Genomic DNA, 25,093 nt, shown 5'->3' on the forward strand with positions numbered 1-25,093 from the left:
ATGAAACATTTGAACAACGCTTGGGAAAAGCGTTTTTCCGCAATCAGGATCATCAGGACTATTGTCTTCATTGCAGTGGCGGCGATGCTGGCGGGATGCATGGAGGAGGGCCAAAAAGACAGGCTGGGCATTTCGTTTGGCGTCGGGGAGGCGGCGCGCTGGCCTTTCGAAATGTCGGTCATGGTAGAACATGCCCGCTCCCTTGGTATGGCTGTCGATACCAGGCTGAACAAGGGCAATACCGGAAAGAGCCAGGAAAACGATTGCGATGAGCTGATCGACGCGGGCGCTACAGTGCTGATCGTCGTGCCGCGCGATCCGGAAAGTTACCGGAGAATTGCCCGCAAAGCCCACAAAAAAGGGGTGAAGGTCATCCTTTATGCGCGTCCGGTCCACGATGCCGGCGCTGATTTCTATGTTGGATACGACACCTACAAGATTGGCCAGAGCCTGGCGCAGGAATTCATCGCCCGCGTGCCGCATGGCCGCATTGCCATATTGAAGGGCGATCCGGGCGACATCAATTCGCCAGCCCTTCACCGGGGTGTGATGCGCGTGCTCAAACCCTATATCGATGACGGAAGCATTGAGATCGTCGCTGATGAATATGTTCCTGACTGGTCGTCCGAAACGGCGAAAAAGCTGACAATGGAAGTGATGAAGAACAATGGCGGCAGGGTGGATGGCGTGCTGGCGTTCAACGATCTTCTGGCGGGCGGTGCCGCGGCGGCAGTTCGCGCGCTCGGTGTCGATCATCCGGTGGTGATTGTCGGCATGGACTCCGAGATTGCCGCTTTGAGAAGGCTGGTCCGGGGAGAACAGGCGGCGACGATGCTGCTCGATCTCAAGGCGATGGCAATCGCAACCGCGGATACCGCCCATGCCATTATGCAGGGCAAGAAGCCTGCGGCGAATTCCTGGATAAAGGGAAGCAACGGCACAGGGCTGGATGCCTATCTGGTTAATGGTGAGGTTGTGACGAAAGAAAACCTGGATCGGCTGATTATCCAGACAGGGATTCAGGCCCGCGACACGATTTATGGCGCCGACACCCCTTGAAGTGTTTTCGAGCCGAAAGTGTGAAACGCCCGCCCATGGAAATCAGTTCACCGGACTGATTGTCGATTCCCGCCCGATCGGCAACGATCCGCATTTTTTGTCCATTGCGTCAAATCAAGGACGGCGCGCGCTTTCAGGATTATTAGCTATCAATAAAATACTTTTGAGGTGACGTATGGCTTTATCGCCTGTACCCCTGTCTTCCGGAGAGGCTTCCATCGCCTCTCCCGAGACGCTTGCGCAACAGGTTCGCTTCGTCTGGAACGAAGTGGGATTGACATGGAAGCCGAAAATCCGGTGGTTTCCGCGTCAACCGGAACCGTTGAATGCTGTTTTCAGCATCCTGTTTGAACCGGGCGCCGGTGATGACGTGGATACGGACGCGGTGCTGTTCTCCGATGAGCGGCGCTCGTCTCCGCTGCACAATATTCGCGATTTTGTGGGCGGGATGAAAATCCCGATGGTGGATCTGCGCGGTCGGGCCGGTGATTTTGCGGATTGTCACTTCGATCTCATGGAACCGCAGACATGGCGTGAGACGGCACGCTGTATCGTGAAATACAGCCGGGGGCGCGAGGCGCTCGCTCCGCTCTATCGCCAGTCGATCGACCCGGAGAATGAGTTGCTCGCCCATATTTTCGTGTCGGGACGCCAGCTGCGCGGCATGCGCTATCCGCTTGCGCCGGAGGCTGTCTGCTATCCCGGATTCTTTTCGGCGAACCGTGTCATTCCCATCGCCGAGCGGCTTGTTTCGAAAGGCTTTCTGAAGAAGACCTTTTTCGACCGGCTTTACGAGTGCAAGAACTGCCAGTCCCGCCGCCTGAGTGTCCGGGAAGAATGCCCGGATTGCCGTTCCGCGGATATTCGCGAGACATCGCTGATCCATCATTTCAGCTGCGCGAGCGTCTTGCCTGAGGAACGGTTCCGGCAGGGCATGGATCTGGTTTGCCCCAAGTGCAAGCAACTCCTGCGCAATTACGGCAAGGATTATGACCGCGCCGGTCAGGCCTTTATCTGCAATGCCTGCGACAGCGTCTCATCCGAGCTGGAAGTCGGCTTTATCTGCCTTGACTGCAACGGCAGGATGAATGGCGAGGCCGCCGAACGGGTGGATATCCATCACTATTCGCTCACCGACATGGCGCAGCTTGCGCTGACCGGCAAGGCGGTTCCGGGCAATGTTGGCTAGAGCATTTTCGAGCCAAAAGTGTGAAACGCCTATGCGGGGAAATCAGTCCACCGGACTGATTTCCGATCCCGCTTCGATGCGTAGGATAATGAGACAAAACAAATAGTTAGAGAGGTTCCTGTTGCGGTTTCATGTCGGTGCCCGTGGCCGCAATCGTGGGAAACGGGAATGAATGAATATCGCATGTTGCAGGCGGAGAAGGTTGCATTATGGACATTTTGACAGTCAGCCTGCCGTTTCTCGTCAGTCACACATGGTATAGCCTGCTATCGGTCTTCTGGTTCACCATCCTGTTTGACGTTCCGCGCTATATCCTGCCTTTCATGGCTTTCGGCCTGGCTCTGCGCGCGCAGCAGAAGCCGCCGGAATCACGAAACGATCTTCTGCCGTCCCATTTCACGGTCAGCATCGTCCTGATCGGCCATAATGAAGAGACAGCGCTCGAAGCCTGTGTGAAATCGCTGCGCGAGCAGTCGTTCGACCGGTTCGAGATCATCATTGTAAGCGATGGCTCCAGCGACCGGATGCTCTCGGTCGCAAAGCGGCTCGTCAGCCAGGGGCTGGCCGAAAGGGCGCTGTCCACCGATCTGCGCGGCGGCAAATCGAGCGGGATCAATCTCGCGCTCAATTTCGTTCGCGGGGATATCGTGGTGAACGTCGATTGCGACTGCTCGTTCGATCGCTATGCACTCGAATATCTTCTGGAGCCGTTTTCAGACCCGGCTGTGGGCGCTGTTTGCGGCGACATCGCCCCGCGAAACGCCGGCGTCGGTCTGGTCGCCCAGTTTCAGGAGATAGAATATCTGCAATCGATCGCGATCGGAAAGCGCGTTGCGAATGTCTTCAATCAGGTGGTCTGTGCCTCCGGGGCTTTTTCCGCGTTCCGGCGAACGGCACTGGAAGAGATTGGCGGCTTCGATGTCGGGGGCGGCGAAGATCTCGACATAACGATACGCCTTCGCCTCAAGGGCTGGCGCGTCGCCTTCGCGGCGGAAGCGCTGTGCTATACGGATGTGCCGAGCACGGTTTCGCAGTTCATCCGTCAACGCCTGCGCTGGGAGCGTGATGCCATCTGGATCAGATATCGCAAGCATGGACGCCTGATGAATCCGTTTTCTCGGGACTTCCATGCTACCGAAACCCTGCATCAATGGGATTACTTCTTCTTCAATATATTCGGGACCATCGTTTTCCCGATCTATCTCACTCTTCTCTACCTGCAATATGGCGCGTTCAGTCTTGTGATACTTGTCAGCATGCAGATCGGTCTGCTTGCCATGGATGTTGTCATCCTCGCAATCTCCAGTTTCAGCACCAAACGATCCGTGTTCTGGAAAAATCTGCTCTATCTGCCGGGCTATGCTTTTTTCATGACCTTCGTCATGCGCCCCATTCGCCTGGTGGCCTATATCGATGAGTGGGTGTTCTCAGGTTCCCATCGCGACAATTACGTACCTGAAAAAGTTCGCTTGCAGCGTCCGTGGTAAGCAAGGCACAAAATGAAATCCCTACGCAAAAAACAAAACGATACGCCGGTCGATGTCAGAACCGTCCAGAAGCGAGGCTATATCGGGCGGATCATATATCTGTGCCTGCTTGGCGTCTTCGTCTTCTCGCTGATGTATGTGCTGTTTGGCAGCCGCTTTTTCCTGTCGGCCGACGGAATAGTGCTGATGGACCGTTATTCTGTCAGCGTCAGCTATCCGGGCAAAATCACCGAAGTCTATGTGAAGGAGGGCGACAAGGTGGAGGCGGGGGCGCCGCTGGTCCGCATCGAGTCCTTCGACATCGTGCGTGAACTCTCGGATATCGCCTATCGCGACAGCGAACTGGCTATTCGCGCCGGGCAGCTGGAAGGAAAGCTCGATTCCATCGAGGCGGTCTATGGGCTGGCCGAGCAAACGGCGCGCGAAACCGCCAAAACGGCAAAGGACTATACGGCTGTTTCCGATCGCGGCATCGTTTCATCCCTGGCCAAGGACGACGCCTTGAGAAACAGCCTCGCCGCAGCAGAACGGCTTGCACAGCTGAAAAGCGACAAGGTGGCGCTGGCCAAGGAGCTAGACCTCGTCAACCAGTCGCGAAAGGTGACGCAGGATGGAATGGACAAGCTTGAAGGCATCTATGACGACGGATATCTGCGCGCTTCCATGGGCGGCGTCGTGGGCGCCAAGGTTCCGGTTCCCGGACAGGTGGTGAAAGCCGGTGACGAACTGGCCGAGATCAACGGCGGAAAATGGCATGTCCTCGCCTATTTGCCGGATGAATATCTCTTCGATCTTTCGGAAGGCATGCCAGTCAATATTTCGGGCGGCGGACAGTCGGTCAAGGGGCATATCGATGCCATTTTGACGGTTGCGACCAGCCTGCCGGTGGAATTCCAGAATACGTTCCGCCCTCGCGACCGTCCGCGTCTTCTGAGGATAGCCATTGACGGGAAGAACCCGTTTGCCATCTCCCAGAAGGTTTCGATTTCGGGCTGCGCGTTTGGCTTTTGCTGGGCCAGCGCCGCTCCTGCCGAGTGACACAAAACCCGTCTCCCGAATGCGGGAGACGGGAATGCCGTGGCTTCAGCAGCTGGATTTTTCCGCTGCTGCCCGGTTCGGCGCGTAGAGCGCCGGCGCGAAGACGGCGAGGATCGCGCCATAAGGGATCAGCATCAGCGTTCCCATGACGACCTTCACGAAGAAGTCGCCGAAGGCAAGCGAGGCCCAGAGCGGTACGCCGAGGCCGAGGAAGGAGGCCGGTTCGGCAAGTGACGAGTCGGGCATTCCGGTCAGCCTGTCGATCCAGCCAAAACCGGCGGCGAAAGCAATCGAGAAGAACAGGATCGTATCGAGCACCGAGCCGAACATGGCGGCGGCAAAGGGGGCCTTCCACCAGGTCTGGCGGCGCAGGCGGTCGAAGACGGTGATGTCCATCAGCTGTGCGAAAAGAAAGGCGGAGCCGGAGGCGATGGCGATGCGCGGTGTGGCAAGCCAGATCGACATGGCGACCCCGAGCACAAAACCGGCATAGACCACTTTACGCGCCGCGGCAGGACCGAAGCGCCGATTCGTCAGGTCATTGACGAGAAAGGCAACGGGATAGGTAAAGGCGCCATAGGTCAGCACTTCGCCAAGGCCGAAATGCTGGAACGGATACTGGACGAGTATGTTCGATGCGGCAACGGCCACGCACATGGCCAGTATTGCAGGCATGAGCCTGGAATAGGACGGTGTCTCGATTGACATTTTTTTATCCTGGGTGATGGAACCAGCAAAAAAGGCCGACGAATGCCGGCCTTTCTTGTCGAAATTTTTGGCCGGAAGCTTAGGCAGCGACAGCTTCAGCCTGCTTCTTGGCGATCTGGCGCTTCAGCAGGCGCGCGCGCTGCGACAGTTCCTTGTCGTCGGACTTGACGAGGAAAGCATCGAGACCGCCGCGATGTTCAACCGAACGCAGGGCGTTGGCGGAAACGCGCAGGCGATAGCTCTGGCCGAGCGTTTCGGACATCAGCGTAACATTGCAGAGGTTCGGCAGGAAGCGGCGACGCGTCTTGTTGTTCGCGTGGCTGACATTGTTGCCGTACTGGACCGACTTGCCGGTCAATTCACAAGCGCGGGACATTTTGGTCTCACCTTCAATTACGTTCTTTTCAGGCCCCGACCCGAATGTCCGAATTCAAGCAATCAACGCAGTTTTATGCTGCTGGCGCGCAATCTCGGACAGGCGGCCTATTGGGAAAGTCGCGTTTCTATAGTGACAGCAGCCGTTGCAGTCAAGTGAGATTCCGTATCTGTCGCCCAAAGACGCGGTTTTCCGGCTCTCGCATGGTCTTCACGAAAGCTTGCGATCATAACTTCGCCGGTTTTGCCTGTTGCACAGATACTGTATCGAAGAATCCCGCGCAACTTTCCGGCGCTGCAATGTGGTTGAAAACATCGCGAAGGCGTCCGGGCGCAAACGGGTTGCAGATGGGATGAAGCGGATCGCCTTGAATTTTTGTCTTCACGCATGTCGTGATCGGAAAAACCGTTTCTCCCTTTTCCGAGGCATGTTTTAGCGGAAGGAATGCCGAGCATGATCGAACCGTCGCATATGTTGAAGCCCGTCTGGCCGCGGCTGGGGCATTGCGCTATGTCGACCGTTGCCGGACTGGCCCTGTCCGGACTGGCTTTTGTCGGGCTGGTGATTGCGAGCGGGAGGGCCGAGGCCGGCGATCTTTACCGGACCGAATATGACATTTCCATTTTCGGGCTTTCGATTGCGAAGTCCGCCATCGAAACCACGGTCAACGGCACCGATTACAATCTCAACGGCCGTTTTCTGACCTCCGGCCTGGCGCGGGTGTTCGACGATACGGATGGCACCGTGCATGTCACCGGCAGTGCGGCCAGCGGCAAGGTCGTGCCGAAGAGTTTCGATCTGGCCTATAAGCACGGGCGCAAGAACAAGAGCACGGCGATCCGTTTTGCCAATGGCAATGTGGTCTCGGCGGAAAACCAGCCTCCGGTGAAGAAGCGCGATCCCTGGGTGGAGACGGCAGCCCAGGACCTCCTCAATGTCAGCGATCCGCTGAGCGCGCTGATGATACCGGCAAAGAACGGCCGCGCCGTCTGCGACCGGACATTGAGCGTATTCGACGGGCAGACGCGGGCGGAGATCAAGCTTTCCTTCAATGGCACCGAATCGTTCACGACCGATGGCTTTACCGGCGAATCGGTCATCTGCTCGGCAAAGTTCATTCCGATTTCGGGATATCAGAAGGGCAAGAAGGCTATCGACTATCTGAGCAATCGCAGCCGGATGACGATTTCCTTCGCATCGCTGGGCAATTCCGGCATCTATGCGCCCGTCGTGGCGCGGATCGGCACGCAGATCGGGACGCTCAAGATCCAAGCCACCCGTTTTTCCAAGGTGAACTGACAAGGTGAACCGATCGGTCCATCCGGATTAATGTTTCGGATGCACGCATTCCTCATGATTGCCGAGGATTTCGATCACGCGGCACTGGTCGATGCGGCCATGGGCGGTGCATTCCAGCATGCGCTGCAATTCCGTCTTGAGCGACAGCAATCTTGCGATGCGGTGTTCCACGTCGCTCAACCGGGCGCGGGCAATGGCATCGGCTGCCGCACAGGACTGATCGGGATTGTCCTGGAGATCGAGAAGGGTGCGGATCGCATCCACCTCAAACCCCAGATCGCGCGCATGACGAATGAAAAGCAGTCTCTGGACATCGTTCCGGTCATAGAGACGGCGATTGCCGTCGCTGCGCGGCGGGCAGGGCAAGAGGCCGATCTGCTCGTAATAGCGGATCGTCGGCACCTTGACGCCGCTCGCCTTCGACGCTTCGCCGATCGATATATCTGCGTTCATTTTTTCGCTTGCTCCTCTAGTCACTAGAGGATGTAGACCTTGCTTGAAACAATTCAAGAGCGGTCCTGAAAAGAGCAGATCATGCGTGAAACATTGAACCAGATTCGCTTTCGCATCGACGGTATGGATTGCGCATCCTGTGCGGCCAAGATCGATACGGCCGTGCGGCGTGTGCGCGGCATTGAGGATGTGTCCGTGTCGGTTACGGCGGGCACGATGACGGTGAGCCATGATGGGACGAGCGATCTCGACAAGATCGCAGGCAAGGTGCGCAGCCTCGGTTATGGCGTCGAGCCGCTTGGTTCGGAAAAAACGGCCCCGGAAAAAATACTGGCGAAGCACGCGCATTCGCACGATCATTCTCACCACGACCACGACCACGACCACGACCACGACCACGACCACGACCACGACCACGACCACGACCATGATCATAGCGCGTGCGGCGGGCATCACGATCACCACGGCCATGAAGTTCATGACAAGGTGATTGCCATAACGGACAACAGTTTCCGCTTTCAGGTCGATGGCATGGATTGCGCGTCCTGTGCCGCCAAGATCGACACGGCCGTGCGGCGCTTGCCCGGCGTGACGGACGTTTCCGTTTCCGTGACCAATGGCGCGATGACCGTCAATCATGATGGCTCGGCCAAGAGCGATGAAATTGCCGGCAAGGTGACGGCGCTGGGCTACAGGACCACGCTTGCCGCTGCGGCCCGTCCCGGTGTCGGCCCTGCACCAAAGGCGAGCGCGCCGACAAAGCCGCTGCCCTGGTGGCGTTCGACCAAGGGCCGGATGATGCTGGCCTGTGGCGGCGGGCTGGCTGCGGCCTATATTGTCGGCCATCTTTATCCGCCCGTTGCGCTCTGGGCCTTCACGGCGGCGATGCTGATCGGCCTCGTGCCGATTGCCCGGCGGGCCTGGATGGCGGCAATCAACGGCACGCCGTTTTCCATCGAGATGCTGATGACGATTGCCGCCGTGGGCGCGATGTTCATCGGCGCGACGGAGGAAGCGGCAGCGGTCGTGTTCCTGTTTCTGGTCGGTGAGCTTCTGGAAGGTGTGGCCGCCGGAAAAGCGCGCGCCAGCATTCAGTCGCTCACCACGCTGGTGCCGAAGACGGCATTTCTTGAGAAAAACGGGGCAACCACGGAAGTTGCCGCCGACAGCCTTTCGGTCGGCGATGTGATTTCGGTCCGTCCCGGCGACCGTATGCCTGCCGATGGTGAAATTCTGACCGGCGAAAGCGCCATCGATGAAGCGCCTGTGACCGGCGAAAGCACGCCGGTCGGCAAGGCCGAAGGCGACACGGTCTTTGCCGGCACGATCAATGGCGATGGTGTCTTGCGCGTCCGCGTCACCGCCGCCGCGCAGGACAACACCATTGCCCGCGTCGTGCGGCTGGTGGAAGAAGCGCAGGAAGCCAAGGCCCCGACCGAGCGTTTCATCAACCGTTTTTCCACCTATTACACGCCGGGCGTCGTGGTCGTGGCCGCACTCGTCGCCATCCTGCCGCCGCTTGTCGCGGGTGCCGACTGGAATGAATGGATCTACAAGGGTCTTGCGATCCTTTTGATCGGTTGTCCCTGTGCGCTGGTCATCTCCACGCCCGCCGCCATTGCGGCAGCGCTTTCGTCGGGTGCGCGGCGCGGCCTTCTCATGAAGGGCGGCGCGGTGCTGGAAACCATCGGCAAGATCACCGCCGCCTGTTTCGACAAGACGGGCACGCTCACCGAAGGCAAGCCGAAGGTGACGGATGTGCTGGCAGGCGACCTGCCGGAAGATGAGGTCTTGCGTCTTGCCGCCTCCCTTGATGCCGGTTCCAGCCACCCGCTGGCATTGGCGATTGTCGGCGCCGCCGAGGAACGCGGCCTGAAACTGTCGGCAATCGGGGAGGGCAAGGCCCATGGCGGCAAGGGGGTGTCTGGCAGGGCGGGCGAAATGGACCTGTTTCTGGGCTCGCGCCGCGCCGCCAATGATATTGCGGCCATCCCCGATGCGCTGGCGAGCCGTATTGCCGCCTGCAACGATGAAGGCAAGACGGTTTCCGTGCTCGTTGCCAATGGCAGGATTGCCGGAGCCATCGCCATGCGCGATGAGCCGCGCGCCGATGCGATTGCCGGTTTGCAGGAACTGAAAGCCGCCAATATTCGCACCGTCATGCTGACCGGCGACAATCGCCGCACGGCGGAAGCCATCGGGCGCGATCTGGGGATCGACGTGCGGGCAGAGCTTCTGCCGGAGGACAAGCAGCGCATCGTCGGTGAATTGCGTGAACAGGGGCTGGTTGTTGCCAAGGTCGGTGACGGTATCAACGACGCGCCGGCGCTGGCTAGCGCCGATGTCGGCATCGCCATGGGCGGCGGTACGGATGTGGCGCTGGAAACGGCGGATGCCGCCGTCCTGCACGGACGTGTTGGCGATGTGGCGGCAATGGTCGATCTTTCCAAGCGAACCATGCGCAATATCCATCAGAACATTGCCATAGCGCTCGGATTGAAGGCTGTCTTTCTGGTGACCACTGTTCTGGGCATTACCGGCCTCTGGCCCGCCATTCTGGCCGATACGGGCGCAACCGTTCTCGTGACGCTCAACGCCCTGCGGCTTTTGCGGCAACCGGCGCGCTAAAACAAAAGAACCGGCGAAATCGCCGGTTCTTCCCCCTTTTCCTTCGCAAGGTGTTACTCGCCGATCAGGACGCGAATGCGCTCGCTATATTGCTTGCCGAAGGCAAGGTGCTCGGGATTGATGTCCTTCAATTCGTCCACCAGTTGCGGCTCGCCCTCGGCGTCAGCGGCGGCAAGGCTGCTCATCAGCGCAAAATAGCCGAGAATGTAATCATGCGGCGTGATGTTCTGGGCTTTCAGCACTTCCACGACCTGCGGGCGCGACTCGATGCTTTTCACCATCTTGTCGATGGATGGGGTGGCATCCTGCCCTTCCTCTTCGGTCGCTGAAAGTTCCATCGCGCCCAGCTCTTCCTGCACCTTTTCCATGCGCGACAGGAAATCTTCGCTCAGCTTGAAATTGTTGATTTCGGCTGGCGTCTGCTTCGGCGCAACATCAAGCAGGTCGTCGGCAAACGCGACGCCGGTTGAAACGGGCAAGGCGACAAGCGAAAGGCCGAGGAAAACGGCGCAGCCTGCAATCTTGAAACGGGAAAACACCGTCATTCTTCCATCCTCGAACTGTGGAACGATTCGTTTTTTGCAAATCGTATGTCAGAACATATCCTTGCGCTTGCGGATTTCGGCAAACACGGCTTCATCGGGCGCGTCCTGCAAGCCGAGGCGGTTGCGAATGCCGGCATCATGCCAGCGCAGGAATGGATTTGTCGCCATTTCAAGCGCGATGCTTGACGGCAATGTCATGCGGTCGGCGGCGCGAAGCCGCGCAATCCCGGTCGCGCGTTCCTTGAGCGCGGAATTGGCCGGATCGATGGTCAGCGCAAAGCGGGCATTGCTTTCGGTATATTCATGGCCGCAATAGACCGCCGTGTCGCCGGGAAGCGCAACCAGCTTCTGCAATGACTGGAACATGGTGAGCGGCGTTCCCTCGAAAAGCCGTCCGCAGCCGAGCGCGAACAGTGTATCGCCGGTGAAGACGGCTTTCGCATCGGGGAGATAATAGGACACTTCGCCCGCCGTATGGCCCGGCGTTGCGATGGTCTTGACCCGGAAAAGGCCGAAGGTGAATTCATCGCCGTCCTTCACCGTGCGGTCGATGCCGGGAATTTTTGCCTTTTCGGCTTCCGGGCCGATGATGCTGACCCCGAACTTCGCCTTCAGCGCTTCATTGCCCTCGACATGGTCGAGATGGTGATGCGTGGTGAAGATGAAATCGAGCGTCCAGCCGCGCCGTTTCAGCGCCGCTTCGATCGCCGCCGCATCGGGCGCGTCGATGGAGGCGGTCAGTGCGCTTTGCGGGTCGTGGATCAGGACGCCATAATTGTCGCTGCGGCAGATGAACTGTTCGATTTCAAGCCGTGGCGCGATCCCGTTCATGGCGTCTATCCTTCCGTTATGATGCGGATTGGTTATCTTCCGTCAGTGAATGCTTCTGGATAAGCGGCATTTGTAAAAGCGTGAAGACAATGGTGATGGGCATAATGCCCCACACCTTGAACGATACCCAGGCATCGGTCGAGAAATTCCGCCAGACCACTTCATTGACCACGGCGAGGAAGATGAAGAACAGGCCCCAGCGCAGCGTCAGTTTCCGCCAGCCCTCGGCATCGAGACGGAAGGCCGAATCGAACACATAGCCGAGCAGGGATTTGCCGAAGAAAAGTCCGCCGAGCAGGATCACGCCGAAAAGCGTGTTGACGATGGTGGGCTTCATCTTGATGAAAGTGTCGTTGTGCAGCCAGAGCGTCAGCGCGCCGAACACCAGAACGACAATGCCGGAGACGAGCGGCATGATGGGTAGCGTGCGCGTCATCGACCAGGAAATGGCAAGCGCAATCACCGTTGCCGCCATGAACAGCGCGGTCGCCAGAAAGATCGGGGCGCCGATGGAGGCCAGCACCGGAAAGTGCTCGATCAGGCTTTCCCCGCGCGCATTGGCAAAGAAGAAGACCAGAAGCGGTCCCAGTTCCAGCGCCAGCTTGAGCAGCGGCGGCACTTCCCGGCGTTCGGCTTCGCTTTTCTGCGACGGGTCGCGTTCGAAAACGGGATGCTCCATCAGGCAACTCCTGCGATGGCGCGGGCAAAATCCTTGGCCGCAAAGGGTTCCAGATCGTCGACGCCTTCGCCGACGCCGATGAAATAGATCGGCAGTTTATGCTTGGCAGAAATAGCCACCAGAATGCCGCCGCGCGCGGTTCCGTCAAGCTTGGTCATGACGAGACCGTTGACGCCCGCGACATTCTTGAAAATCTCGACCTGATTGAGCGCGTTCTGGCCGGTGGTGGCGTCGAGCGTCTGGAGCACCGTGTGCGGGGCGTCCGGGTCGTGCTTGCCCAGCACGCGCACGATCTTCGCCAGCTCGTCCATCAGTTCGGTCTTGTTCTGCAACCGGCCTGCCGTGTCGATGATGAGAACGTCGCTGCCTGCTTCCTTGGCTTTTTCCCATGCGTCATAGGCAAGGCCCGCCGCATCGGCGCCGAGCTTGGACGAGACGACCGGCGAGCCGGTGCGCTCGCCCCAGATATGCAACTGCTCGATGGCTGCGGCACGGAATGTGTCGCCTGCCGCCAGCATGACCTTGAGGCCGCCCGCGGTGAGTTTCGCGGCAAGCTTGCCGATGGTCGTTGTCTTGCCGGTGCCATTGACGCCGACGACGAGGATCACATGCGGCTTGTGCGACAGGTCGAGTTCCAGCGGCTTTGCGACCGGGGAAAGCACTTTTTCGATTTCCGCGCTCATGATGGCGCGGACTTCTTCGCCGGTTACATCCTTGCCGTAGCGGCCAGAGGCGAGCGCATCGGTGACGCGCATCGCGGTTTCAAGCCCGAGATCGGCCTGGATCAGCACGTCTTCCAGATCCTGCAACGTGTCGTCATCGAGCTTGCGCTTGGTGAAAATGCCGCCGATCGATTCGCTGAGCGAAGTGGATGAGCGGGCAAGCCCGCGACGCAGGCGCTCGAACCAGGACAATTTTGGCTCCGGTGCGGCCTCGGCGGGCGCTTCCTCTGCCGCTTCCTCGACCGCCTTGGCGACCTTCACCTTTTTCGGCTTCACCGGCTCGGGCGCGGGTTCGACCGCTTCCTCTACAGCCGGTGTTTCGGGCTGTTCGGGTTCGGCAACGGGTTCCGGCTCCGGCTCAACAACAGGCCCAATAACAGGCTTTGGCGCAGGCGCTTCAACCGCGATCGGTTCCATCACCGGCGGCTGTTCAATCGGGATTTCGACCTCGGCAACCGGATGTTCCGGCGCGGCCTTTTCCACTTCCACGACCGGTTCCCGGGCGGGTTCAGGCTCGCTGACAACAGCCGGTTCTTCCGCGACCGGCGTTTCAATCGCATCGGGCGCCGCCTGTTCGACCGGCTTTTCCTCGACCTCCTTCTTGCCGAAGGAGAACATTTTCTTGATGAAACCGATTGCCATTGTGTCGCTTCTGATTCTCTTATTGTGGCGCGGTGGGGCGGGTCAGCAGTTTTTCACCGTCATGCCCCGTCACGATACGTTCGATGATTTCGCCCGGTGCGCCGCCCTCCACCGAGGCAAGCGTAAAACCTTCCGTGCGCGCAATGCCGTCTTTTTCGACCAGCAGATGCTGGGCTGTGCCATTGAGAGACGCGAGGTGCTTTTCGTAGGCGCGGTCGCCTTCGGCGCGCAGGCGGGCCGCGCGTTCCTTGACGATCTCGCGTCGCACCTGCGGCATACGGGCGGCGGGCGTGCCTTCGCGCGCGCTGTAGGGGAAGACGTGCAGGTGCGACAGGCCGCATTCCTCGACGATCTTCAGCGAGTTCTGGAACATTTCCTCGGTTTCGGTCGGGAAACCGGCAATGATATCCGCGCCGAAGACGATATCGGGACGAAGCCCGCGCACCGTTTCGCAGAAGCGGATCGAATCATCGCGCAGATGGCGGCGCTTCATGCGCTTGAGGATCATGTCGTCGCCCGCCTGCAGCGACAGGTGCAGATGCGGCATCAGGCGCTTTTCATTGGCAATCGCATCCATCAGATCGTCATCGGCCTCGATGGAATCGATGGAGGACAGACGCAGGCGCTGCAAATCCGGCACTTGCGCCAGCACGGTCTTCACCAGCTTGCCGAGGCGGAGATTGCCGGGCAGATCGGGACCGTAGGAGGTCATGTCCACGCCGGTCAGCACCACTTCGGCGTAACCGTTGCCGACAAGGCGCTTGACCTGATCCACCACCGCGCCCATCGGCACGGAACGCGAATTGCCGCGGCCATAGGGAATGATGCAGAAGGTGCAGCGATGATCGCAGCCATTTTGCACCTGCACGAAAGCGCGCGCGCGGCCTTCGATGGCATCGACCATATGGCTTGCGGTTTCGCGCACTTCCATAATGTCGTTGACGCGCACCTTCTCGAACTGGTTGACGCCGAAATCCGGCAGCATCCGGTAGGAATTGGATTTGAGCTTTTCCTCATTGCCGAGAATGAGGTCCACTTCGTCCATGGCGGCAAAATTGCCGGCTTCCGTCTGCGCGGCGCAGCCGGTGACGATGATGCGCGCTTCCGGGTTTTCGCGCCGGGCCTTGCGGATGGCCTGACGCGCCTGGCGCACGGCTTCCGCCGTTACGGCGCAGGTGTTGAAGATGATCGCGCCATCCTTCAATTCGCTGAGGCCGGCGGCGTCGGCCTCGCGCTTCATCACCTCGGATTCATAGGTGTTGAGGCGGCATCCGAATGTTACGACTTCCACCGACATCAGGCCGCACCCCTGTCGGTTGGCTTGTCAGTTGGCTTGTCCGTCCGGGCGTCGCGGCTCCATTCGCCGGTCGCAGGATCGAACGTGCCGGAAAACTCCCATTCGGCGGGGCCGGTCATGATGACGTGATCGTCGTTGCGCCATTCGATCCGGAGCGGGCCGCCCGGAACATTGACGGTGACGGTGCGCCCGGTGCGGCGCGTGCGCGCTGCCGAGACGGCGGCGGCGCAGGCGGCGGAACCGCAGGCACGGGTGAGGCCCGCGCCGCGCTCCCATGTGCGCAGGTCCATCGTCTCCGGCGCGGTGACATGGGCAATCGAGATATTGGCGCGTTCGGGAAAGATCGGATGGTTTTCCAGAAGCGGCCCGAATTTTTCCAGCTCGTAGGACCAGACATCGCGGTCGACCCAGAAGATCGCATGCGGGTTGCCCATGGATGCAACCGATGGCGAATGCAGCACCGGCGCATCGATGGGGCCGACCTGCAATTCGATCATGCGGGTATCGCGAAACTCCTCGGCAAGCGGAATGTCCTGCCAGTCGAAGCGCGGCTTGCCCATATCGACCGAAATCAGCCCGTCCTCGTGTTCGGTCGCGGTCAGGATTCCGGCGCGGGTTTCGAAGGTGAAGGCGCGACGGCCCGTCTCGGCGGCCAGCGCCTGCACGACGCAGCGCGTGCCGTTGCCGCAAGCCTGCGCCTCCGTGCCGTCGCAATTGATGATGGCGATATAATTGTCGGTTCCCGCCGTTCGCGGATCGTGGATCGCCATGATCTGATCGAAGGCGGTTTCGCTGTCGCCTGCAAGCCGGATCGCGGCTTCTGGCGCAATCCGGTCGGCGCGGCCGCGCATGTCGGCAACGATGATCTGATTGCCGAGCCCGTTCATCTTGGCGAAGGCTGCCCTGGTGGCCATAACTATCGTGGTTCCGTTTTCCTGCGGCTCTGGTTATCAAGCCTGACAATTAGGGTCTATATGGCGGAAAAGCCCGCAAATTGCCAGTACCCGCGCGCGATTGCGAAAAGTTGCAGCGCAACCTGTTCCAGAACAAACGCCGATATCGGGCAAACTGTGGCCTTCCAGTCCCAGTTTCAAGATTATCAGGTGGTTTCAAGCAATCTTGAAGTGCCTTGGGGGCAAAAATGACAAGTGCCGGTGTTGCTTTTTTAACCATATAGCCATTTTATCGGTCCAATATTGTCATAATGCACGGCTTCGGCAGGTAGCCCGGGGCGCCCCCACCCCTGATGAGAAATGCGGAAATGGAGAACCAGATGGGAATTTCAAAAGCAAGTCTGCTCAGCCTCGCGGCGGCTGGCATTGTCCTGGCCGGGTGCCAGAGCTCCCGGTTCGGCAATCTCGACACGGTTTCGCCGCCGCCGCCACCGCCGCCGGTCAATGCCGCTCCGGCAGGCACGGTGCAGAAGGGCAATCTGTCTTCTCCCAATCCTTCGCAGTTCCCGACTGCGCCGGGCACGGACCCGAACGCACAGCCCGGCACACAGGTTGCAAGCCTGCCGCCGGCATCCGCGCCCGATCTGACGCCGGGCTCCGTCGCCGGTGTGTGGAATGCGTCGCTTGGCGGCCAGAGCTGCAAGATCGCAACGCCGCAGACCAAGTACGGCCAGGGCTACCGCGCGGGCCCGCTGCGCTGTCCGGGCGAACTGGCAAATCTCGCCTCCTGGGCCGTCAACGGCAAGCAGCTCGTCCTTTACGATGCGAATGGCGGCACGGTCGCCTCGCTCTATTCTTCCGGACAGAGCCGCTTCGACGGACAGACTTCGGGCGGACAGGCCGTGTCGCTTTCGCGCTGATCCATTAATGTCTGATCCAAAAGTCGCCATGCCGGGCTGCAAATGGCAATTTCTGCGCTTCCGGTGCTCACGTACCCTCAAGTACGCTGGGCTCCGGTTCTCGAAATCACCATTTTCGCCGCGGCCTGCTGCTTTTTGATCCAGACATTTAGCGGCAGCATTCTATGAGGCGGAGCGTCTTTGGGCGGTTCCCCTCGATATTGGATAAAAGGTTTCACCGGAACCTATCATGTCTTTCGACGGCAATCTGAAAGCCTTCCCCTCGGTTCGCGAACATTATGAAGCCATGGTCGCGGCAGGCGATGTGGAAGCCGACCCTGCTCAACGCACGCTCACCGTTCGTTACGACCGGCTGATCGAGGAAATCTGCACCAGGCGCCTGTCCCGCAAGTCGAGCGCGCTCGGCTGGCTGTTCGGCAAGCGCAAGGAAGCGGCGAATGTCATCAAGGGGCTTTATGTGCATGGCGAGGTCGGGCGCGGCAAGACCATGCTGATGGACATGTTCTTTTCGCTGCTCCCGGTGGAGCGCAAGCGCCGCGCGCATTTCAACGATTTCATGGCCGATGTGCATGAGCGCATCTATGCGCATCGTCAGGCGCTGAAACGCGGCGAAACCAAGCAGGACGATCCGATCCCGCCCGTCGCCGATGCCTTGAGCCAGCAGGCATGGGTTCTGTGTTTCGACGAGTTCACCGTCACCGACATTGCCGATGCGATGATCCTGTCGCGCCTGTTCAGCGCGCTGTTTTCGCGCGGGGTGGTGCTGGTGGCGACCTCCAATGTCGCGCCGGACAATCTCTATCGCGATGGCCTGAACCGGCAGCTTTTCCTGCCTTTCATCGATATTCTCAAAAGCCATGTCGATGTCGTCAATCTCGATTCGCGCACGGATTACCGTCTGGAAAAGCTCGATCGCCAGCCGGTCTATCTGTCTCCGCTCGGGCCTGAGACCACCAGGCGCATGGATGCGGCCTGGGCGGCGCATAAGGACGGCGCGCATGAAAAGCCGGACGTGATCCGCATCAAGGGCCGTGATATCGACGTGCCGCGCGCCATTCCGGGCGCTGCGCGCTTCACTTTCGATGCGCTCTGTTCCAAGCCGCTTGGCGCTTCGGACTTCATTGCCATCGTGAACCGCTATCCGACGCTGTTCATCGACGATGTGCCGGTGCTGGACTATGCGCGCCGCAACGAGGCAAAGCGCTTCATTCTGCTGGTCGACGTGCTCTATGATCACCATGCGCGGCTGTTTGTTTCCGCCGAAGCCCAGCCGGAAAAGCTCTATCTCGCCAGCAAGGGCACGGAAGCCTTCGAGTTCGACCGCACCGCTTCCCGTCTCTTCGAGATGCAGAGCGCGGACTATCTGGCCGAGCCGCCCGGCAAGGCCGGATAAGCAGCCGTCACCGCCAGCACCTTCATCGGACCGCCACAGACTGGACTTATAAGCCCGGTGGGCTATGTTGCTCACGCAATTCATGCGCAAGGCGTGGCGCGTTCGTGCCGGACTTCCCGTACCGTATCGGTTTTCCATCGGGCCGGTTTGGAATGGCGCGCGAGGTTGATGGAATTGACGACTTGCCAATCGCTATCCTCACCGTTTCGTCGGGGGCGGGTGGCGGCGGCAGGAGAGGGCGTTTTTGCCTTGATATTGACAAATTATCTTACGTTTACGTAAGAACAGATAATTCTAACCGATTGAAAACATTAGTCGCAAAATAATGAGTTGAGTTTATCGTCAAAGAGTCCTATCTCGCAGTTCCAACGCTTGAGCGTTTCCGGGGAGGATTCCGGATCGGCTTGATGCGTTTCTGGATCAAAAGTGAGGAAAGAAACAATCATGGCACGCAACAAGATTGCCCTCATCGGCTCCGGCATGATCGGCGGCACGCTCGCCCATCTGGCTGGTCTGAAGGAACTCGGCGACGTTGTCCTTTTCGACATTGCGGAAGGCACCCCGCAGGGCAAGGGACTGGATATTGCCGAATCTTCTCCGGTTGACGGTTTTGATGCGAAATACACCGGCGCCAACGACTACGCCGCAATCGAAGGCGCAGACGTTGTCATCGTGACCGCAGGCGTGCCGCGCAAGCCGGGCATGAGCCGCGACGATCTCCTGGGCATCAACCTCAAGGTGATGGAACAGGTGGGCGCGGGCATCAAGAAATACGCTCCGGAAGCCTTCGTCATCTGCATCACCAACCCGCTCGACGCCATGGTCTGGGCGTTGCAGAAGTTCTCCGGCCTTCCCGCTCACAAGGTTGTCGGCATGGCCGGCGTTCTCGACAGCGCCCGCTTCCGTTATTTCCTCTCGGAAGAATTCAACGTCTCGGTAGAGGACGTCACGGCATTCGTGCTGGGCGGCCACGGCGACAGCATGGTTCCGCTGGCGCGCTACTCGACCGTTGCAGGCATTCCGCTGCCTGACCTCGTCAAGATGGGCTGGACCAGCCAGGACAAGCTCGACAAGATCATCCAGCGCACCCGTGACGGCGGCGCGGAGATCGTCGGCCTCCTCAAGACCGGCTCGGCTTTCTACGCTCCGGCTGCATCGGCCATCCAGATGGCTGAATCCTACCTCAAGGACAAGAAGCGCGTCCTGCCGGTCGCTGCCCAGCTTTCGGGCCAGTACGGCGTCAAGGACATGTATGTCGGCGTGCCGACCGTCATCGGCGCCAATGGCGTCGAGCGCATCATCGAAATCGATCTCGACAAGGACGAGAAGGCGCAGTTCGACAAGTCGGTGGCCTCCGTCGCCGGTCTTTGCGAAGCCTGCATCGGTATCGCTCCGTCGCTGAAGTAAAATTCCAGACAAGGCCGGATTGTCGCCTGCGGGCGGCTCCGGCCTTTTCCGGCTGTCAATCCGTACCGGTTCCGTTCAATCTCAATATGCAACGGGTCGGGAATCCGCAGAGGACAACCAGATGAATATTCACGAATACCAGGCCAAGCGCCTGCTTCACACCTACGGCGCGCCGATCGCCAATGGTGTGGCTGTCTATTCCGTCGAACAGGCGGAAGAATGGGCAAAGACGCTTCCCGGACCGCTTTATGTCGTCAAGAGCCAGATCCATGCTGGCGGACGCGGCAAGGGCAAGTTCAAGGAACTGCCCGCCGATGCAAAGGGCGGCGTGCGCCTCGCCAAGTCTGTCGAGGAAGCGGTTGCCAATGCGAAGGAAATGCTGGGCAACACGCTCGTCACCAAGCAGACCGGCCCAGCCGGCAAGCAGGTCAACCGTCTCTACATCGAAGATGGCGCCGACATCGATCGCGAGCTCTATCTCTCGATCCTGATCGACCGCACCGTCGGCCGTCCGGCTTTCGTCGTTTCGACCGAAGGCGGCATGGACATCGAAGCCGTTGCCGAGGAAACCCCTGAAAAGATCGTCACCGTCGCCATCGACCCGGCCAAGGGCGTGACGGATGAAGACGCCAGCAAGCTCGCCGACGCGCTGAAGCTTGAAGGTCAGGCGCGTGAAGACGGCCTCAAACTGTTCCCGATCCTCTACAAGGCCTTCACCGAAAAGGACATGAGCCTTCTGGAGATCAACCCGCTGATCGTCATGACCGATGGCCGCGTGCGCGTTCTCGACGCCAAGGTGTCGTTCGACGGCAATGCGCTGTTCCGTCATCCTGACATTCAGGAACTGCGCGATCTGTCGGAAGAAGACGAAAAAGAGATCGAAGCCTCCAAGTACGATCTGGCTTACGTCGCCCTCGACGGCAATATCGGCTGCATGGTCAACGGCGCCGGCCTTGCCATGGCAACTATGGACATCATCAAGCTCTACGGTGCAGAACCGGCCAACTTCCTCGACGTTGGCGGCGGCGCTTCCAAGGAGAAGGTGACGGCTGCCTTCAAGATCATCACCGCCGATCCGGCCGTCCAGGGCATTCTGGTCAACATCTTCGGCGGCATCATGAAGTGCGACGTCATTGCCGAAGGCGTGATCGCCGCGGTCAAGGAAGTCGGCCTCAAGGTTCCGCTGGTTGTCCGTCTTGAAGGCACCAATGTCGAGCTTGGCAAGAAGATCATCAACGAGAGCGGCCTGAACGTCATTTCGGCCGACGATCTCGACGATGCGGCGCAGAAGATCGTCGCTGCAGTGAAGGGGAATTAAGGCATGTCCATTCTCGTCAACAAGGACACCAAGGTTCTCGTGCAGGGCCTGACCGGCAAGACCGGCACTTTCCACACCGAGCAGGCGCTTGCCTATTACGGCACGCAGATGGTCGGCGGCGTGCACCCGAAGAAGGGCGGCGAGACCTGGGAAGGCTCCAAGGGCGAAAAGTTGCCCATCTTCGCTTCCGTTGCCGAAGGCAAGGAACGCACCGGCGCCGACGCTTCCGTGATCTATGTTCCGCCGGCAGGTGCTGCCGATGCGATCATCGAAGCCATCGAAGCTGAAATCCCGTTCATCGTCTGCATCACCGAAGGCATTCCGGTCATGGACATGGTTCGCGTCAAGGAGCGTCTGGAACGCTCGAAGTCGCGCCTGCTCGGACCGAACTGCCCCGGCATCCTGACCCCTGAAGAATGCAAGATCGGCATCATGCCGGGCAATATCTTCAAGAAGGGTTCGGTGGGTGTTGTATCCCGCTCGGGCACGCTTACCTATGAAGCTGTGTTCCAGACCTCGAACGAAGGCCTCGGCCAGACCACGGCTGTCGGTATCGGCGGCGATCCGGTCAAGGGCACCGAGTTCATCGACGTCTTGGAAATGTTCCTGGCCGACGACGAAACCAAGTCGATTGTCATGATTGGTGAAATCGGCGGCTCGGCGGAAGAAGATGCGGCGCAGTTCCTCAAGGACGAAGCCAAGCGCGGCCGCAAGAAGCCGATGGTCGGCTTCATCGCCGGTCGCACGGCGCCTGCCGGACGCACCATGGGCCATGCCGGCGCCGTGATTTCGGGCGGCAAGGGCGGCGCGGAAGACAAGATTGCGGCCATGGAATCGGCTGGCATTCGCGTGTCTCCGTCGCCGGCGCAGCTCGGCAAGACGCTGGTTGAAGTCCTCAAGGGCTGAGATCGGGCGGCTGAGATCGGTCATCGATCCGAATATCCCGGCCGCGGCGAAAGCCGCTGCCGGGTTTGGCATGAAAGCCGGATCATTCCGGCGACAGGGGAACGGATATGCCCGTTCCGACGCGTAGAGTTTAGTTGTGCCGGGGTCTGTAGCGGTTCCTCCCCGGCGGCGTGAGGGATGAAGTTTCGAACTTCCGGCCCGCGCAAGATGAGCCACTGACAAGGAGACGGAGCTAGGCTCCGGATAGGCTATGGCAAGGCAAGAACAAGCCAACGACGTTTTCGCCCTTACCTCATTCCTCTATGGCGGCAATGCCGACTATATCGAGGAGCTGTACGCCAAATATGAGGACGATCCGAATTCGGTCGATCCGCAGTGGCGCGATTTCTTCGCGAAGCTGGGCGACAATGCCGAGGATGTGAAGAAGAACGCCGAAGGCGCGTCCTGGACCAGAAAGAACTGGCCGATCGCCGCCAATGGCGAACTCATTTCCGCGCTCGACGGCAACTGGGCCGAGGTGGAAAAGCATGTCACCGACAAGCTGAAGGGCAAGGCTGCGAAGGGCGAGGCCAAGGGCGCGACCGGCGCGGCCCTGACCAGCGAAGAGATCACGCAGGCTGCACGCGACAGCGTTCGCGCCATCATGATGATCCGCGCCTATCGCATGCGCGGCCATCTGCACGCCAATCTCGACCCGCTCGGCCTTGCCGAAAAGCCGAACGACTATAACGAGCTGGAGCCGGAAAATTACGGTTTCACGCCTGCCGACTACAACCGCAAGATCTTCATCGACAACGTGCTCGGCCTCGAATATGCGACCGTGCCGGAAATGCTCGACATTCTGAAGCGCACCTATTGCGGCACGATCGGCGTCGAGTTCATGCATATTTCCGATCCGGCTGAAAAGGCCTGGATTCAGGAGCGCATCGAAGGCCCGGACAAGAAGGTCGCCTTCACGCCGGAAGGCAAGAAGGCCATCCTGTCGAAGCTCATCGAAGCGGAAGGTTTCGAGCAGTTTATCGACGTCAAGTACAAGGGCACCAAGCGTTTCGGCCTCGACGGCGGTGAATCGCTGATTCCCGCGCTGGAGCAGATCGTCAAGCGCGGCGGCCAGATGGGCCTCAAGGAAATCATCTTCGGCATGGCCCATCGTGGCCGCCTGAACGTGCTGAGCCAGGTCATGGGCAAGCCGCATCGCGCCATCTTCCACGAGTTCAAGGGCGGCTCCTACGCCCCGGACGATGTGGAAGGCTCGGGCGACGTGAAGTACCATCTGGGCGCTTCCTCGGACCGTGAGTTCGACGGCAACAAGGTCCACCTGTCGCTGACGGCCAACCCGTCGCATCTGGAAATCGTCAACCCGGTCGTGATGGGCAAGGCCCGCGCCAAGCAGGACCTGCTGGCCGGCCGCACCCGCGACGACATGGTGCCGCTTGCAACGCGCGCCAAGGTTCTGCCGCTGCTGCTGCATGGCGATGCCGCCTTTGCCGGTCAGGGCGTCGTGGCCGAGTGCCTCGGCCTTTCGGGCCTCAAGGGCCACCGCGTTGCCGGTACGGTTCACTTCATCATCAACAACCAGATCGGTTTCACCACCAATCCGGCCTTCTCGCGCTCCTCGCCCTATCCGTCGGATGTGGCGAAGATGATCGAAGCGCCGATCTTCCACGTCAATGGCGACGATCCGGAAGCCGTGGTGTTCGCCGCCAAGGTTGCGACCGAGTTCCGCATGACCTTCCACAAGCCGGTGGTCATCGACATGTTCTGCTATCGCCGCTTCGGTCACAACGAAGGCGACGAGCCGTCCTTCACCCAGCCGCTGATGTACAAGGCGATCCGTGCCCACAAGACCACGGTTCAGCTCTATAGCGACAAGCTGATCGCGGAAGGCCTCATCACGCAGGAAGAAATCGACCAGATGAAAGCGCAGTGGCGCGAAAATCTGGAAACCGAGTTCGAAGCCGGCCAGAGCTACAAGCCCAACAAGGCCGACTGGCTGGACGGCGCATGGGCTGGCCTGCGCACCGCCGATAATGCCGACGAACAGCGTCGCGGCAAAACCGCCGTGCCGATGAAGACGCTGAAGGAAATCGGCAAGAAGCTCGTTGAAGTGCCGAAGGATTTCCATGTCCACCGCACGATCCAGCGCTTCCTCGACAACCGCGCCAAGATGATGGAAACGGGCGAGGGGATCGACTGGGCGACGGCTGAATCGCTGGCCTTCGGCTCGCTGGTTGCCGAAGGCAGCCCGATCCGCCTGTCGGGCCAGGATGTCGAGCGCGGCACCTTCTCGCAGCGTCACACGGTCCTCTACGATCAGGAGAACCAGAACCGCTATATCCCGCTCAACAATATCCAGAAGGGGCAGGCGATCTACGAGGCCATCAATTCGATGCTCTCGGAAGAGGCGGTGCTGGGCTACGAATACGGCTATTCGCTGTCCGATCCGCGCGCGCTGGTCCTGTGGGAAGCCCAGTTCGGCGATTTCGCCAATGGTGCGCAGGTCGTGTTCGACCAGTTCATCTCGTCGGGCGAACGCAAGTGGCTGCGCATGTCCGGTCTCGTCTGCCTTCTGCCGCACGGCTATGAAGGTCAGGGGCCGGAACACTCCTCGGCCCGTCTGGAGCGTTATCTCCAGCTCTGCGCCGAAGACAACATGCAGGTGGCCAACGTCACGACGCCCGCCAACTACTTCCACATCCTGCGCCGCCAGATGAAGCGCGATTTCCGCAAGCCGCTCATCATGATGACGCCGAAGTCGCTGCTGCGCCACAAGCGCGCCGTTTCGACGCTGGCTGAAATGTCGGGCGAATCCTCGTTCCACCGCCTGCTGTGGGACGATGCGCAGTACAACAAGGACGAAGGCATCAAGCTCCAGAAGGATGCAAAGATCCGCCGCGTCGTTCTCTGCTCGGGCAAGGTCTATTACGACCTCTATGAAGAGCGCGAAAAGCGCGGCATCGACGATGTCTACCTGCTGCGTGTCGAGCAGCTCTATCCGTTCCCGGCCAAGGCGCTCATCAACGAGCTGTCACGCTTCCGTCATGCGGAAATGGTCTGGTGCCAGGAAGAGCCGAAGAACATGGGCGCGTGGTCGTTCATCGACCCGTATCTGGAATGGGTGCTGGCGCATATCGACGCCAAGCATCAGCGCGTGCGCTATGCGGGCCGTCCGGCCGCCGCATCGCCTGCAACGGGCCTGATGTCGAAGCATCTTGCGCAGCTTGCCGCTTTCCTTGAGGATGCGCTCGGCAGCTAACCACTCCCGGAGCCGCTTGCGGGCGGCTCCAGCACTTGAACATGTAA

Annotated in this window: 21 protein-coding genes and 1 pseudogene; 13 read left to right on the plus strand and 9 right to left on the minus strand. The window is 59.8% G+C overall.

Features of this window, described 5'->3' with window-relative positions; genetic code table 11:
- From AVM02_RS06535 to AVM02_RS06550, 4 genes are all read left to right on the plus strand, one after another.
- Positions 1-1,059, plus strand: coding sequence for a substrate-binding domain-containing protein (locus AVM02_RS06535; protein ID WP_411506164.1), 1,059 nt, complete (start codon positions 1-3; stop codon positions 1,057-1,059).
- A gap of 175 nt (positions 1,060-1,234) precedes the next feature.
- Positions 1,235-2,248, plus strand: coding sequence for a hypothetical protein (locus tag AVM02_RS06540; protein ID WP_411506165.1), 1,014 nt, complete (start codon positions 1,235-1,237; stop codon positions 2,246-2,248).
- Between the two features lie 209 nt (positions 2,249-2,457).
- The gene (locus AVM02_RS06545) at positions 2,458-3,735 is read left to right on the plus strand and encodes a glycosyltransferase (protein WP_411506166.1); all 1,278 of its coding nucleotides are present in this window, start codon (positions 2,458-2,460) and stop codon (positions 3,733-3,735) included.
- A 12-nt stretch (positions 3,736-3,747) separates the two neighbouring features.
- Complete coding sequence (locus AVM02_RS06550) at positions 3,748-4,773, plus strand: HlyD family secretion protein (protein WP_411506167.1); 1,026 nt, start codon at positions 3,748-3,750, stop codon at positions 4,771-4,773.
- Positions 4,774-4,818: 45 nt separating this feature from the next.
- On the opposite strand, the gene AVM02_RS06555 is transcribed toward AVM02_RS06550, so the two are convergent.
- Complete coding sequence (locus AVM02_RS06555; RefSeq protein WP_411506168.1) at positions 4,819-5,481, minus strand: queuosine precursor transporter; 663 nt, start codon at positions 5,479-5,481, stop codon at positions 4,819-4,821.
- A 79-nt stretch (positions 5,482-5,560) separates the two neighbouring features.
- A complete protein-coding gene (rpmB, locus tag AVM02_RS06560; protein ID WP_006470974.1) occupies positions 5,561-5,857 on the minus strand; it encodes a 50S ribosomal protein L28 in 297 nt (98 codons plus the stop codon).
- Between the two features lie 471 nt (positions 5,858-6,328).
- Here rpmB and AVM02_RS06565 point away from each other — a divergent pair, with 471 nt between their 5' ends.
- Complete coding sequence (locus AVM02_RS06565; protein ID WP_411506240.1) at positions 6,329-7,156, plus strand: DUF3108 domain-containing protein; 828 nt, start codon at positions 6,329-6,331, stop codon at positions 7,154-7,156.
- A gap of 27 nt (positions 7,157-7,183) precedes the next feature.
- Here AVM02_RS06565 and AVM02_RS06570 read toward each other — a convergent pair whose 3' ends face one another.
- On the minus strand, positions 7,184-7,609 hold the full coding sequence (locus AVM02_RS06570; RefSeq protein WP_411506169.1) for a MerR family transcriptional regulator: 426 nt from the start codon (positions 7,607-7,609) through the stop codon (positions 7,184-7,186).
- Between the two features lie 81 nt (positions 7,610-7,690).
- Between AVM02_RS06570 and AVM02_RS06575 the strand changes: the two genes are divergently transcribed.
- Complete coding sequence (locus AVM02_RS06575; protein ID WP_411506170.1) at positions 7,691-10,237, plus strand: heavy metal translocating P-type ATPase; 2,547 nt, start codon at positions 7,691-7,693, stop codon at positions 10,235-10,237.
- Positions 10,238-10,290: 53 nt separating this feature from the next.
- Here the strand turns inward: AVM02_RS06575 and AVM02_RS06580 are convergent, their stop codons facing one another.
- From AVM02_RS06580 to dapF, 6 genes are read right to left on the minus strand one after another with little or no spacing between them, the layout of a single operon-like run.
- Positions 10,291-10,782: a hypothetical protein gene (locus tag AVM02_RS06580; RefSeq protein WP_411506171.1), complete on the minus strand. Its 492-nt coding sequence runs from the start codon at positions 10,780-10,782 to the stop codon at positions 10,291-10,293.
- A gap of 48 nt (positions 10,783-10,830) precedes the next feature.
- Positions 10,831-11,613, minus strand: a complete 783-nt coding sequence (gene gloB / locus AVM02_RS06585) for a hydroxyacylglutathione hydrolase (protein WP_411506172.1) — start codon at positions 11,611-11,613, stop codon at positions 10,831-10,833.
- A 16-nt stretch (positions 11,614-11,629) separates the two neighbouring features.
- Positions 11,630-12,292, minus strand: coding sequence for a septation protein A (locus tag AVM02_RS06590; RefSeq protein WP_411506173.1), 663 nt, complete (start codon positions 12,290-12,292; stop codon positions 11,630-11,632).
- Entirely contained in the window at positions 12,292-13,656 is a 1,365-nt protein-coding gene (ftsY, locus tag AVM02_RS06595) for a signal recognition particle-docking protein FtsY (protein WP_411506174.1), read from the minus strand. Before ftsY ends, AVM02_RS06590 begins: the two co-directional genes overlap by 1 nt.
- A 19-nt stretch (positions 13,657-13,675) precedes the next feature.
- On the minus strand, positions 13,676-14,953 hold the full coding sequence (gene mtaB, locus AVM02_RS06600) for a tRNA (N(6)-L-threonylcarbamoyladenosine(37)-C(2))-methylthiotransferase MtaB (RefSeq protein WP_411506175.1): 1,278 nt from the start codon (positions 14,951-14,953) through the stop codon (positions 13,676-13,678).
- Positions 14,953-15,867, minus strand: coding sequence for a diaminopimelate epimerase (dapF, locus tag AVM02_RS06605; protein WP_411506176.1), 915 nt, complete (start codon positions 15,865-15,867; stop codon positions 14,953-14,955). Before dapF ends, mtaB begins: the two co-directional genes overlap by 1 nt.
- Before the next feature lie 29 nt (positions 15,868-15,896).
- Here dapF and AVM02_RS06610 point away from each other — a divergent pair.
- The 7 genes and pseudogenes from AVM02_RS06610 to AVM02_RS06640 all read left to right on the plus strand — a co-directional run bounded on the left by AVM02_RS06610 (position 15,897) and on the right by AVM02_RS06640 (position 25,046).
- Positions 15,897-16,098, plus strand: a pseudogene (locus tag AVM02_RS06610) (hypothetical protein).
- Between the two features lie 128 nt (positions 16,099-16,226).
- Positions 16,227-16,766: a protease inhibitor Inh/omp19 family protein gene (locus AVM02_RS06615; protein ID WP_411506177.1), complete on the plus strand. Its 540-nt coding sequence runs from the start codon at positions 16,227-16,229 to the stop codon at positions 16,764-16,766.
- 229 nt (positions 16,767-16,995) lie between these two features.
- On the plus strand, positions 16,996-18,159 hold the full coding sequence (gene zapE / locus AVM02_RS06620; RefSeq protein WP_411506178.1) for a cell division protein ZapE: 1,164 nt from the start codon (positions 16,996-16,998) through the stop codon (positions 18,157-18,159).
- A 444-nt stretch (positions 18,160-18,603) separates the two neighbouring features.
- A complete protein-coding gene (mdh, locus tag AVM02_RS06625) occupies positions 18,604-19,566 on the plus strand; it encodes a malate dehydrogenase (RefSeq protein WP_411506179.1) in 963 nt (320 codons plus the stop codon).
- 121 nt (positions 19,567-19,687) lie between these two features.
- Positions 19,688-20,884 (plus strand): ADP-forming succinate--CoA ligase subunit beta, encoded by a 1,197-nt coding sequence (sucC, locus tag AVM02_RS06630; protein WP_411506180.1) that lies wholly within the window; start codon positions 19,688-19,690, stop codon positions 20,882-20,884.
- A gap of 3 nt (positions 20,885-20,887) precedes the next feature.
- The gene (gene sucD / locus AVM02_RS06635) at positions 20,888-21,790 is read left to right on the plus strand and encodes a succinate--CoA ligase subunit alpha (protein WP_411506181.1); all 903 of its coding nucleotides are present in this window, start codon (positions 20,888-20,890) and stop codon (positions 21,788-21,790) included.
- 250 nt (positions 21,791-22,040) lie between these two features.
- Complete coding sequence (locus AVM02_RS06640) at positions 22,041-25,046, plus strand: 2-oxoglutarate dehydrogenase E1 component (RefSeq protein WP_411506182.1); 3,006 nt, start codon at positions 22,041-22,043, stop codon at positions 25,044-25,046.
- Positions 25,047-25,093 lie beyond the last annotated feature (47 nt).

Origin of the sequence: Brucella anthropi (assembly GCF_046630315.1) — a bacterium.
Lineage (GTDB): Bacteria > Pseudomonadota > Alphaproteobacteria > Rhizobiales > Rhizobiaceae > Brucella > Brucella anthropi_A.

Excerpts from the sequence above, each read along its gene's own strand:
- AVM02_RS06535 (WP_411506164.1), top strand. The coding sequence starts at position 1 with ATGAAACATTTGAACAACGCTTGGGAAAAGCGTTTTTCCGCAATCAGG.
- AVM02_RS06540 (WP_411506165.1), top strand. The coding sequence starts at position 1,235 with ATGGCTTTATCGCCTGTACCCCTGTCTTCCGGAGAGGCTTCCATCGCC.
- AVM02_RS06545 (WP_411506166.1), top strand. The coding sequence starts at position 2,458 with ATGGACATTTTGACAGTCAGCCTGCCGTTTCTCGTCAGTCACACATGG.
- AVM02_RS06550 (WP_411506167.1), top strand. The coding sequence starts at position 3,748 with ATGAAATCCCTACGCAAAAAACAAAACGATACGCCGGTCGATGTCAGA.
- AVM02_RS06555 (WP_411506168.1), bottom strand. The coding sequence starts at position 5,481 with ATGTCAATCGAGACACCGTCCTATTCCAGGCTCATGCCTGCAATACTG.
- rpmB (WP_006470974.1), bottom strand. The coding sequence starts at position 5,857 with ATGTCCCGCGCTTGTGAATTGACCGGCAAGTCGGTCCAGTACGGCAAC.
- AVM02_RS06565 (WP_411506240.1), top strand. The coding sequence starts at position 6,329 with ATGTTGAAGCCCGTCTGGCCGCGGCTGGGGCATTGCGCTATGTCGACC.
- AVM02_RS06570 (WP_411506169.1), bottom strand. The coding sequence starts at position 7,609 with ATGAACGCAGATATATCGATCGGCGAAGCGTCGAAGGCGAGCGGCGTC.
- AVM02_RS06575 (WP_411506170.1), top strand. The coding sequence starts at position 7,691 with ATGCGTGAAACATTGAACCAGATTCGCTTTCGCATCGACGGTATGGAT.
- AVM02_RS06580 (WP_411506171.1), bottom strand. The coding sequence starts at position 10,782 with ATGACGGTGTTTTCCCGTTTCAAGATTGCAGGCTGCGCCGTTTTCCTC.
- gloB (WP_411506172.1), bottom strand. The coding sequence starts at position 11,613 with ATGAACGGGATCGCGCCACGGCTTGAAATCGAACAGTTCATCTGCCGC.
- AVM02_RS06590 (WP_411506173.1), bottom strand. The coding sequence starts at position 12,292 with ATGGAGCATCCCGTTTTCGAACGCGACCCGTCGCAGAAAAGCGAAGCC.
- ftsY (WP_411506174.1), bottom strand. The coding sequence starts at position 13,656 with ATGGCAATCGGTTTCATCAAGAAAATGTTCTCCTTCGGCAAGAAGGAG.
- mtaB (WP_411506175.1), bottom strand. The coding sequence starts at position 14,953 with ATGTCGGTGGAAGTCGTAACATTCGGATGCCGCCTCAACACCTATGAA.
- dapF (WP_411506176.1), bottom strand. The coding sequence starts at position 15,867 with ATGGCCACCAGGGCAGCCTTCGCCAAGATGAACGGGCTCGGCAATCAG.
- AVM02_RS06615 (WP_411506177.1), top strand. The coding sequence starts at position 16,227 with ATGGGAATTTCAAAAGCAAGTCTGCTCAGCCTCGCGGCGGCTGGCATT.
- zapE (WP_411506178.1), top strand. The coding sequence starts at position 16,996 with ATGTCTTTCGACGGCAATCTGAAAGCCTTCCCCTCGGTTCGCGAACAT.
- mdh (WP_411506179.1), top strand. The coding sequence starts at position 18,604 with ATGGCACGCAACAAGATTGCCCTCATCGGCTCCGGCATGATCGGCGGC.
- sucC (WP_411506180.1), top strand. The coding sequence starts at position 19,688 with ATGAATATTCACGAATACCAGGCCAAGCGCCTGCTTCACACCTACGGC.
- sucD (WP_411506181.1), top strand. The coding sequence starts at position 20,888 with ATGTCCATTCTCGTCAACAAGGACACCAAGGTTCTCGTGCAGGGCCTG.
- AVM02_RS06640 (WP_411506182.1), top strand. The coding sequence starts at position 22,041 with ATGGCAAGGCAAGAACAAGCCAACGACGTTTTCGCCCTTACCTCATTC.